The 11,101-nt window shown below is 61.0% G+C and carries 10 protein-coding genes; 3 read left to right on the top strand and 7 right to left on the bottom strand.

Annotation, left to right across the window (positions count from 1 at the left end):
- Positions 1 to 134: 134 nt before the first annotated feature.
- The 7 genes from IG629_RS10140 to IG629_RS10170 form a co-directional block, all read right to left on the bottom strand.
- Positions 135 to 863: an ABC transporter ATP-binding protein gene (locus IG629_RS10140; RefSeq protein WP_193171844.1), complete on the bottom strand. Its 729-nt coding sequence runs from the start codon at positions 861 to 863 to the stop codon at positions 135 to 137.
- On the bottom strand, positions 860 to 1,618 hold the full coding sequence (locus tag IG629_RS10145; protein ID WP_193171845.1) for an ABC transporter ATP-binding protein: 759 nt from the start codon (positions 1,616 to 1,618) through the stop codon (positions 860 to 862). Before IG629_RS10145 ends, IG629_RS10140 begins: the two co-directional genes overlap by 4 nt.
- Positions 1,618 to 2,415: an SDR family NAD(P)-dependent oxidoreductase gene (locus IG629_RS10150; protein ID WP_193171846.1), complete on the bottom strand. Its 798-nt coding sequence runs from the start codon at positions 2,413 to 2,415 to the stop codon at positions 1,618 to 1,620. The genes IG629_RS10145 and IG629_RS10150 overlap by 1 nt, the downstream gene beginning before the upstream one ends.
- On the bottom strand, positions 2,412 to 3,425 hold the full coding sequence (locus IG629_RS10155; RefSeq protein WP_193171847.1) for a branched-chain amino acid ABC transporter permease: 1,014 nt from the start codon (positions 3,423 to 3,425) through the stop codon (positions 2,412 to 2,414). The genes IG629_RS10150 and IG629_RS10155 overlap by 4 nt, the downstream gene beginning before the upstream one ends.
- The gene (locus IG629_RS10160) at positions 3,422 to 4,330 is read right to left on the bottom strand and encodes a branched-chain amino acid ABC transporter permease (protein WP_193171848.1); all 909 of its coding nucleotides are present in this window, start codon (positions 4,328 to 4,330) and stop codon (positions 3,422 to 3,424) included. Before IG629_RS10160 ends, IG629_RS10155 begins: the two co-directional genes overlap by 4 nt.
- A gap of 104 nt (positions 4,331 to 4,434) precedes the next feature.
- Positions 4,435 to 5,718 carry an ABC transporter substrate-binding protein gene (locus IG629_RS10165; RefSeq protein WP_193171849.1) on the bottom strand — a complete coding sequence of 428 codons (1,284 nt, stop codon included), beginning with the start codon at positions 5,716 to 5,718 and terminating at the stop codon, positions 4,435 to 4,437.
- Between the two features lie 447 nt (positions 5,719 to 6,165).
- The gene (locus tag IG629_RS10170; protein ID WP_193171850.1) at positions 6,166 to 7,860 is read right to left on the bottom strand and encodes a flavin-containing monooxygenase; all 1,695 of its coding nucleotides are present in this window, start codon (positions 7,858 to 7,860) and stop codon (positions 6,166 to 6,168) included.
- A 455-nt stretch (positions 7,861 to 8,315) separates the two neighbouring features.
- Between IG629_RS10170 and IG629_RS10175 the strand changes: the two genes are divergently transcribed.
- The 3 genes from IG629_RS10175 to IG629_RS10185 all read left to right on the top strand — a co-directional run.
- Complete coding sequence (locus tag IG629_RS10175) at positions 8,316 to 9,191, top strand: LysR family transcriptional regulator (RefSeq protein WP_028466659.1); 876 nt, start codon at positions 8,316 to 8,318, stop codon at positions 9,189 to 9,191.
- Between the two features lie 79 nt (positions 9,192 to 9,270).
- Positions 9,271 to 10,092: a putative hydro-lyase gene (locus tag IG629_RS10180; protein WP_193171851.1), complete on the top strand. Its 822-nt coding sequence runs from the start codon at positions 9,271 to 9,273 to the stop codon at positions 10,090 to 10,092.
- Between the two features lie 26 nt (positions 10,093 to 10,118).
- A partial coding sequence (locus tag IG629_RS10185; RefSeq protein WP_193171852.1) for a TRAP transporter substrate-binding protein occupies positions 10,119 to 11,101 on the top strand: 983 nt, incomplete at its 3' end.

The following is an 11,101-nucleotide window of genomic DNA, read 5'->3' on the forward strand; positions in this document are numbered from 1 at the left end:
GATGCACTATGCCCGGGACGACAATGGTCGCGCCAAGGCGGTACCCGCGCACGTGATCGAGGCCTATATGAAGATCCTTACCCGCGGGCTGTTCTCGCCCAGCTGAGGCGCAACCACTTCGGATAACAGGCGCTTCAGATCGCGAGATAGCGCTTTGTAATCGCCTCATTGGCCCGCAGACCGGCAATCGTATCGCGGTAGACGATATGCCCCTTGTCGATCACCGCTGCATCCTCGGAAATGCCCAGGCAGAAATGCATGTTCTGCTCCGCAAGCACGATGGTCACGCCCGTGTCGCGCAGGGTGCGGATCAGACTGCCGATGGCCTGAACGATGATCGGGGCCAATCCCTCTGAAGGCTCATCCAGCAGCAGGACCTCGGGGTTACCCATCAGGGTACGGGCGATTGTCAGCATCTGCTGCTCGCCGCCGGACATCAAACCAGCCTTGCGGTCCTTCATCCGAGCCAGGATCGGGAAGGTGTCGTAAACCCTCTCCAACGTCCAGTCCCGTTGGCCGCGCAGCCCCGGCTTGGTCCCGATCAGCAGGTTGTCCTCGACAGAGTGCATGGCGAAGACCTGCCGGTCCTCGGGCACATAGCCGATGCCGGCCCGGGCGATGATATCCGGACGCGCGCCCGCGAGGTTTTGCCCGGACAAGCTGATGCTGCCCTTGCGCGGCTTGGCAATCCCGGCGATCGCCTTCATGGTCGTGCTCTTGCCCGCACCGTTGCGGCCCAGCAGGGCCAGCGTGCGCCCGCGCCCGACCTCGAGATCGACACCGAACAGGATCTTGGAAGCGCCGTAGAAGACATCGATGTCCTCAACCTTGAGGATCACGTCATCACTCCTGCCGCCGGTCATTGTGAGGCCTCCGCATGTGTATCTGTTCCGAGATAGGCCTCGACGACCTCCGGATGATTGCGAATTTCATCCGCTGTCCCCTTGGCCAGGACCGCGCCGTAGCTCAGCACGGTGATCTCCTGGGCTACCTCGAAGACGATATCCATGTCGTGCTCGATAAAGATCAAGGTCATGTCCCCCTGCTCCCACAAGCGGCGCACGGTGCCTATCATCTGCCAGCGTTCCTCGGGCCCCATACCGGCGGTTGGCTCGTCAAGCATCAGTACCTTCGGCTCCAGGGCCAGGGCGAGACCGATATCGAGTAGCTTCTGGTCGCCGTGAGAGATATTTGCGCTCAACAGACGTGCCACCGCCCCCATGCCCAGCAGCTCGATCAGTTCCTCGGTGCGCTGGCGCACATCGGGCGGTGGGAACACCGAGAGCATCGCCTCCGAGGTACGGAAGTGGGAGGCGACGGCGCACATCAGAGACTGCTCGACCGTCATGCTCGGGAAGATGCTGGCGATCTGAAAGGCGCGCCCGACGCCCTTGCGCACGATATCCACCGGCGCCTTGCCGGCAATATCCTCCTCTTGCAGCAGAATCTTCCCGCTGTCCGGCACCAGATGACCGGTGATCAGGTTGAACAGCGTCGTCTTGCCCGCACCGTTTGGTCCGATCACCGCACTCAGCGAACCGGTAGGGAAGTTCAGCGATACGTCGTTGGTGGCGACCACGCCGCCGAACGACTTGACCACATTCTCCAGGCGCAGCATCAGTGGCTCCCCTGTCGGCGCACGCCGCCATAGGGATGCCAGGATCCCGCACTGAAGAAACCGACATCCACCGGGAGCGCGATACCGGTGATGGCCGAAGCCTCGTCGGAGGCAAGGAAGGCAACCGCCTTGGCAATCTCCTCGGGCTCGACCATGCGGCCGAGCGTCGAGTTTTCTTCCAGCAGAGTCCGGTCCCGGTGGCCGCGGTCGATCTGATCCTGCAACGCCGGCGTGCGGGTATAGCCCGGCTCCACCGTGTTCACCCGGATACCGGCGCGGCCCCATTCGGCGGCGAGGTTCATGGTCATGTTGGTCACCGCCGCCTTGCTCGGCGCATAGGCGTGCAGCGGCACCGAGCGCTCGGCCGTGACCGAACTGATGGTGACGATCGAGCCGCCGCGGCGCTGGACCATTCGCAAACCGTAGGCTTTGGCCGTCAGGTAGGTGCCGCGCAGATTCACCGCGATGACGTTGTCGTAAAGGTCCAGAGCGAGCTCTTCAGGTGGCAACGGCGCCTGCACGATGCCGGCCGAGGTCACCAGAATGTCGGCGGGACCGACCTCGCTCTCGCTCTTCTCCGCCAGCGCTTCGATCGCGTCGGCATCGCGAACATCGACGACGTAGCTGACGCCACCAATCTCGGCCGCGATCATCTTGGCGGCGTCGGCATTCACATCGGCGACGACCACGCGTGCGCCGCGGGCGGCCATCAGCCGGCAACAGGCGGCCCCGATACCGCTGGCACCGCCGGTGACAACCGCAACGCGGTCTTTCAAAGATCCGACTTTGTTCATCATTCCTGTCCGTTCCGGTTTTCCGCCGCCAGACGCGCCTGCTGCTTCTCGACCCACCAGTCCTTGACGAAATCGAGGATGCCGCGGCGCAGCCCCAAGACGACAAACATGATCACCACACCGATCACGATCTCGGTGTGAGAGGTGTACATCTGGACCACGTCGTTCAGGATCCGCAGGACCACAGCACCGAGAACCGGGCCGAGGAAGACGTTCAGCCCGCCGAGCATGATCATGAAGATCGCCTCGCCCGATTGTGCCCAGAAAGCCCATTCGGGGTAGGCGCCGGAGGTGAAGAGGGTGAGGATCACGCCGCCGACCGATGCGATCGAGGACGAGACCACGAAGCAGATCAGCTTCACCCTCGTCACGTTCACGCCGAGGAAGGCCGCACGGGTGGCGTTGTCGCGGATCATCCGCAGGGTGTAGCCGAACGGGCTCTCGGTCATGATCCGCATAATCATCACGCAGGCCACAAAGAGCACGGCGCAGAACACGTAGCGGTGATACTGGTCGGCCAGATCGATACCGAGGAAGACCGGGCGCGGGATGCCGCCCATCAAGCCTTGATCGCCGCCTGTAAGGTCCACCCAGCTCAGGATCACGCTGTACAGGAACATCTGGAAGGCCAGCGTCAGGAAGGCGAAGTAGATCTCCGTCAACCGCACGCAAATCGCACCGATTACTACGGAATAGACGCCGGTGCCGATGACGGCCGCCACCAGGGCGACCGGCACCGAGCCGGCGCCGAGCGCGCCGGTAAAGGCCGGAGATTGCAGCAGCAGGCCAAAGATGTAGCCGCCGAGCGCGAAGAAAGCCGCATGGCCGAAAGAGACGAGGCCCGTGTAACCGATCAGCATGTTCAGCGACATGGCCAGCAGGGCAGCCGCGAAGATCGACGTCAGGAAGTCGCGCGGCCACGCGTGATCGATGCCCAGGCCGATAGCGATCAGCACGACAAGGCCCACGAGCGCAATCAGCAGATCGCGCCGAAACTCAATGAACAGGCTCATCGCGGTTCTCCCTGCCCCATCAGTCCGGTCGGCCGGAAAATCAGCACCAGCGCCATGATCATGAACATCGCCCCATCGACGAACAGCGGGAAGCCCACGCTGCCGATGGAGCGGGTGAGACCGAGAATGATGGCGGCAAGGAAGGCGCCCGGGATCGAGCCCATGCCGCCGATAACCGTCACGATGAAACTCTCCACCAGAATGCCGAGCCCCATGCCCGGCGTGAGCGAGCGCACAGGTGCCGCGAGTGCGCCGGCCACGCCGGCGAGCGCGCAGCCGTAACCGAACAGCAGAGCGAAATAGATGTTCACCCGGATGCCAAGGGCCGAGACCATTGGAGCGTTAAGGGCTGCCGCGCGCACGATCTTGCCAAAGCGCGTCTTGGTCACGAGGAGCACCGAGCCGACACCGATGCATACGGCGACAGCAACCAGGAAAAGATAGAATGGAGGCACATACCCACCGGCAATGCGAAACGGCGGCAACCGGAACTCCGCCGGTATGCCCATCGCCAGGTACTCCGCACCCCAGATGATCTTTACCAGATCATCGACGATGAGTATAAAGGCGTAGCAAACCAAAAGCTGCATCAGCAGGTTCTGGCCGTAGACCCGGCTGATGATCAATCGCTCGAACAGGATACCGCATATCCCGGCCCCCACTGCGCCGACCAGTGCCGCCAGGAAGTAGTTCCCGGTCACCACATAGGCGGTGTAGGCAAAATACGCGCCCACCATGTAGAAGCTGCCATGAGCGAAATTGATAACGTGCAACACGCCGAAGATCAGCGTGACACCGGACGCTACCAAAAACAGCAGCATGCCGATAATCAGTCCACTCGTCGCCTGGTTCACCAGGCAGGCCGAGGTCGACATACAAGCGGCAAGCGCGTCGAAATCGAACATAAGATTCTATCCATAAAGACAGACTGAAGACGGGCGCCGGAAACTGACCGGCGCCCAGAAGAATGCCTGGCGGGAGACTTAGCGCCCCCGCCAGGAAGCCGGCATCACATGTAGCCGTTGCGCTTCTTCCACTCCGCCTCGTGCGTGTAGATCTCGGACCAGGCGGTCCTGTCGAAATCGACGACATAGGGCTCGTCGACGATGGTTTTGGAGTAGCCGACCATGTAGTTGACCAGCGTGTGGTCCTCCTCACGGATCGTCAGCGTACCGTCAACACCGAAGGGCGAGTTGATGGTCAGGCCGGACGTGGCCTCCGCCATCTTCATCGTGTCGGTGTCGCCGCCGGTCTTCTTCAGGGCTTCAGCGACAAAGTTGATGGCCGCCGCGTTCTGCCATGCCCAGTTGGTCGGAAGCACGTTGGAATTGGCCATAAAGTTGTCGTACCAGGCCTCGTTCTCGGGTGTGTTCGGGACGTCCTTGTGATAGCGGCTGCCCGAGTACACGCCGGCCGGGCGGCTCTTGATCGCCGTCAGGACCGGATAGTCGCCGAGATTCACCGCGAAGGCCGTGAATTGGTCGAACAGGCCATAGAGGCTCGCCTGATCGAAGAAAGCCACCAGATCGCCACCCCACAGGCAAGAGTAGACCGCGTCCGGCTGGGCGTTCAGCAGTGCTGTCACGTTCTCGGTGTAATCCGGCTGGAAAAGCTTCGGCCAGGTCTCGGTGATGACCTCCGTCTCGGGGGCAAAGAGCTTCACGTATTCCATGAACTCAGCGGTATTGGCACGGCCATAGGCATAATCCGGCGACACCGTCGCCCACCGCTTCAGACCCTTCGCTTTCGCCACCTTGGCGGCGACCAGGCCGCCGCCGACCGCATCATGGATGCCCTGGCGGCAACTGCGGAAAACCCACTCGACCTGGTTCTTGGGATCGGCCGTCAGCGATGAAGTCTCGGAGTTGGTGTGGATACAGAACTGCTTCATGTCCCGCACAACCTCATTGACGGCGAAGGACGCACCAGACGCCTCGGCATCAATGATGATGTCGCAGCCCTCGTTGTTCACGAGGTCGCGGGTCATGCGCGCTGCCTCGTCCGGCTTGGCGCGGGAATCACGGGTAACCAGCTCGAGCATGCGTCCCTCGATGCCACCGGCCTCGTTGATCTTGCGGATCTCGTTCTTCGCCGAAGCGACGGAGGACTCGCCGAGAATGGCCACTCGGCCTGACAGGATGGTCGGCATGCCAATCTTGATAGGCTTGCCCGCAGCCTTCAGGTAAGCCGGGAACCCGGTGACAGCGGTGCCGACGGCAGCCACTGCGGCGGCGCCCTTTAATACGGTGCGCCGGTCCATGCCCGGGCGCGAGCGCGGGGATGTCTTCTTCATAACGTTCCTCCATTGATTGCGGTCCTGGCCGCAGTAAGCTTGAGCAAACTTGCGGCAGGCCCGTCATTTTGAATTCGGCCTTATCGCGTGCAGCTTGGAGATCATGCGAATAGACTGTCAAGAAAAATGAACCACGACTCATTAGTCACTTATTGGACATTCAATCGTCTCTTTTTGGCGCTATCCGGTGATCATCGCTCAGTAAATCCCACGTGCATCCGCGGGTATTGCGGGCATAGCAGGCCGCAAAAGACACCCATCTGGCGCGTGCTGGAGATTCTCGGCGCATGGACGAGATTTGCCGGACCGCGCGTCAGGAGAACGGACAGCATTCGGGGCTGCACCAGGGCAGCCACCGAGACGGTTCCTCAATTATTAATTTCGAAACTGGAGTTAATTGAGGCCATGCGCCGTTGACGCCGGTTTACTGAAATTCGCCAACCAAGGTCAGCCCGTGCTATTCACAACAGCGGGAACCGGCGAGCCAGCAGTCTCGCCATCCATCACGAACCCCTCATACCCGCTGGTCGCGATCCGGTCACAGATCCCGCGATAGCGGGCCATGCCGCCGGCATAGGGCATGAAGACTTGCGGCTTGCCGGGCACGTTCGCGCCAAGGTACCAGGAATGCCCAGCCTTCGGCAGCAGAGTGGCGTTGGCGGCATCATTGACATGCTCGACCCAGTCCGTGACAGCCTGCTCGTCCGGCTCGATCCGCTCGACACCCTTTTTCTCCATCTGCTCAATGCAGTTGGTCACCCATTCAACATGCTGCTCGATTGCGACCGGCATGTTGCAAAGCACCGACGGGCTGCCCGGACCTGTAATGGTGAACATGTTGGGGAAGCCGGCAACCTGAAGCCCCAGATAGGTACGTGGACCCGCTTCCCAGGCAGTGCTCAAGGAGATCCCGTCACGCCCGACGATGCCGAGCTTGAGCAACGATCCCGTCATCGCATCGAAGCCGGTGGCGAAAACGATGATGTCGAGCGCGTATTCCTTCTCGCTCGTGCGTATTCCCTTTTCGGTAATCTCGACGATCGGAGTCTTACGCAGGTTCACGAGGCTGACATTGTCGCGGTTGTAAGCCTCGAAATAGCCGGTATCGATCGGCGGCCGCTTGGTCGCGAAGGGGTGGTCGATATCGGAGAGTGCCTCGGCTTTCTGCGGATCCGATACGATCTCCCGGATCTTGCTCTTTAGGAACTCGGCCGCCGTGTCATTCGCCGCCTTGTCGAGCAGCAAATCCTGGAACACCGCTCTGAACCGCAACCCGCCGACCTCCCAGGCCTTCTCGTAGATCGCCCGTCGCTCCTCGGCGGAGACGTCGAACACATTGCGCTCCTCCATCAGGAACGGGTGACCGTTGGTCGAGGCATGCATGGTGTGGCGGATATCGTCAGTGTTCTTCTTCGCCCACGCCTTGAATTCGGCAGACAGCGGGCCGTTCTGTGCCGGGATGCTGTAATTTGCCGTGCGCTGGAAAACCGTCAGATGCTCCGCTTCGGCGGCGATCACCGGCACAGCCTGGATACCGGTCGAACCGGTGCCGACCTGGCCGACGCGCTTGCCGGTGAAGTCCACTCCCTCATGCGGCCACTGGCCGGTGTGATACCATTGGCCCTGAAAGCGATCCCGGCCCGGAATATCGGGTACGTTCGCCGATGACAGACAGCCGACCGCGGTGATCAGATACTTGGCCGTAAGTGTCTCGCCACTTGCGGTTTCGACCAGCCATCGGTTTGCCGCCTCATCGTAACGCGACGCGGTGACAGTCGTGTCGAGCTGGATGTCCCGCTTCAGATCCAGCTTGTCGGCGACGAAATTCAGATAGCGCACGATCTCGGGCTGCTGCGGATACCGTTCGGACCACTCCCACTCCTGCAACAAGGCGTCGGAAAAGTAATAGCTGTATGAATGACTCTCGGAATCGCACCGCGCACCGGGATAGCGGTTCCAGTACCAGGTCCCACCAACACCATCGCCACGCTCCAGGACACGGGCCTTCAGCCCCAGCCGATCACGCAACAGGTGAAGCTGATACATGCCCGAGAACCCGGCGCCGACGATCACCGCATCAAGATGGCGGTTTTCTTGCGGGTCGGCTGCCTGAAGTCTGGCAAGTGTCGATCCATCACTCATGACTGTCCCTTTTCCTCCGTGGTCTTCAACGAAGAATGAACCATCGTTCATTTTTCAGCAAGCCGAGGATCGACCGACCCTTTGCATGACTGTCATTACTATGAAGACTGTAATTGAGATGGTCCGATGAGAGCAGAGCCGGGTAAAGAAAGACCTCTGAGGCGACGAAAAACCCAACCCACGGATTTAATAGTATTCTCTGACAGATCTTAGCGACCCGACGGGAAACCGTCACAGTATCTAAATGGCGGGCGAACATGAGCATATGGCGGCGGACTGACAGCATCGAAGCGCAGATCCTCTCGTACAGTGGCCTCGCCGAAGCCCTGAGGATCGGACGTGCCCCCGACACCACGCGCATCCGGAATGTTCCAGAGAGATCCCGCCTGGTAATGCGGACGAACGTAATATCCAACGTCGACTGCGGCGCGCTCCGCGCCGTCGAGGGCTGATCCGTGCGCTTCACCCTCGACCAACTCAGAGCTTTCCTGGCCGTCGCGCGCACGGGCAACGTACGCCGGGCGGCGGAGGAGTTGCATCTGACCCAGCCAGCTGTAACCGCCCGTATAAAGACGTTGGAGACAGCGCTGGGTGTCGAATTGTTCGATCGTTCCGCCTCGATGCGCCCGACCAAAAACGGGGCGGCGCTGATCGGCTATGCCGAACAATACCTAAAGCTGAACAGCCTCATCCAGAGAGATGTCGGCCGACCGGACGGCATGCAGTCTCTCTTTCGGATCGGCGTGTCCGAAACCATCGTGCAATCCTGGCTCCCCGAGTTCATCACAGCGCTCAGAACGGAATTTCCCCGGCTGACCGTCGAGATTGATGTCGACATTTCACGCACGCTCCGAGAGAGACTTTTCGCCAACGCGATAGATCTTGCACTCCTCATGGGACCGATTTCAGATTACCGGGTCGAAAACATTCCTCTCCCCGACTACCAGATGACCTGGTTTCGCGCGCCGTCTCTGTCCGTCAGCGATCCGGCTGCGGGCGCGCCTGTCATTACATTCGCCCGCGACACCAGGCCTTTCCGTCTGCTTAAGGAAACGCTTCTGGAACGCTACGGACCTGGCGCGGTGATCTTCCCGTCCTCTTCACTTTCTGCCTGTTTCCGGCTGGTTGCAGCCGGGCTTGGTATCGGCGCCTTGCCGCTTTCACTAGCCGCGGACTATCTGACTTCAGGGCAGGTCGAACAATTTGATCCCGGCTGGACGCCAGAACCGCTGAGCTTCACAGCCTCTTTTCTCGCGGCGCCCGAGGTCTCTGTGACCGGTCGGGCGGCTGAGATCGCGCAGATGGTTGCCACCGCATACGATAAAAATTAGTGATCGAATTAGCGCAAAATAACTAATTTGAACCTGATCAAACGCGCAGCCTACTGTTCTTTCGACGCAGGAGGCAGCAATGCACGCATACCGCGACGCTTCAAACCCAACCTACGACGACCTCGCTGGCCGCGACGTGGAAACGGTGCGGGCGGCAATCAGGGCCGGCGCCTATCGCGGTCACACAGCAGGTCTCGCCTCTGGAAAACTTCAGGTAAATCTCGCGATCCTTTCAGTGGCTCTCGCGCCCGATTTCGAAGCATTCTGCCGGCGGAACCCGCAGCCCTGCCCCTTGGTGGGGATGACCGAGCCAGGTAATCCGCTATGGCCCGCGCTCGGCGACATCGACGTCCGCACCGATACGCCATCCTATAATATCTACCGGGACGGCAACCTGGTTGAATCCGTTCCAGACCTGAGCGCGGTTTGGCGTGACGACCTCGTGGCGTTTGCGATCGGCTGTTCCTTTACCTTCGAGACGGCATTGATTGCCGCCGGTGTGCCCATGGCACATATCGAGGCCGATACGACCGTCCCGATGTACCGCACGAATATCGAAACGATACCCGCCGGCCCCTTCGGCGGCGGCATGGTTGTCTCACTGCGTTACGTGGCCCCGGACCAGGTAGATCTGGCACGAGAAACCACCGCCCGGTTCCCCTGGGCGCATGGCGCACCAGTCCATGTCGGGGATCCGGCCGAGATCGGCATTGAGGACGTCCATGCGCCCGACTGGGGCGATCCACCTGTCAGCACCCAAGGCGTGCCGATGTTCTGGGCCTGCGGCGTGACACCTCAGAATGCCCTCGCAGAAGCCCGCCCGCCCCTCTGCATCACCCACACGCCCGGGCGGATGCTGATCACGGACATCGACGACCAGACCAACAGTTTCATCGCGTGACCACTCAAAAAACAGGGAGACAAAAAATGAGAAAACTAAAGGCTTTAGGCGCTGCGCTCGCCATCACGGCAGGCTTGTCCGCGTCCGGTCCGGCGGTCGCCGACAGTCCGACGGTCATCAAGGCCGTGGGAACCTGGGGCAGCCTGACAAATTATCAGAAACATGAAGGTCCGTTCTGGAACGAGCGGATCGCCAAGGCCTCCGGTGGATCGATCATCGGAGAGATCAAGCCGCAGACAGAACTCGGCCTGAAAGGCTTCGAGATCATGCGGCTCGTGAAGAACGGCGTGTTCGATTTCGCCTTCGGGCTTCCGGGCTATGTCGCGGCGGAGAATGCCGTGTTCGAGGGCGCCGATCTTTCCTCCGTCACCCAGGACATCGAGACCGAGCGCAGTGTGGCGAAAGCCTATTACCCGATCCTCGAGAAAGCCTTTGCTGAGATCTACAACGCCAAGCTTCTGATGCTCTATCCGTTCCCCAGCCAGACGCTCTGGTGCAACGCCGAGGTGAACGGGATCGAGGATCTCAAGGGCAAGAAGGTCCGGGTCTATGCCACCACCCTCGGCGACTTCGTCGAAGGCGTCGGCGGCACCTCCGTCACCGTGCCGTTCGCAGAAGTCATCCCGGCGCTCGAGAAGGGCGTGGTCGATTGCGGTATCACCGGAACCATGTCCGCCTACAAGGCAAAATGGCACCAGGTTGCAACCCACGCCTACACGCTTCGGGTTGGCTGGGGCCTCGCCTTCGGCGCCATGAACATGAACAAGTGGAATTCCATGAGCGCCGAGAAGCAGGCTCTGCTTCAGAAAGAACTGGCCATTCTGAACGATCAGATGTGGACCGAGACCGCGTCCGAAGACGACATCGCCATCAGCTGCATCACCGGCGGCAAGTGCGATATCGGCGAGCCGGGTGCGATGACGCTGGTCAAGCCTTCAGCTGAAGATCTCGCCCTGCGCGACACCGTCGCCACTGACGTCGTCCTCGCCCGCTGGGCAGAGCGGTGCGG

The sequence above is a fragment of the Nisaea nitritireducens genome (assembly GCF_014904795.1).
Classification (GTDB): domain Bacteria; phylum Pseudomonadota; class Alphaproteobacteria; order Thalassobaculales; family Thalassobaculaceae; genus Nisaea; species Nisaea nitritireducens.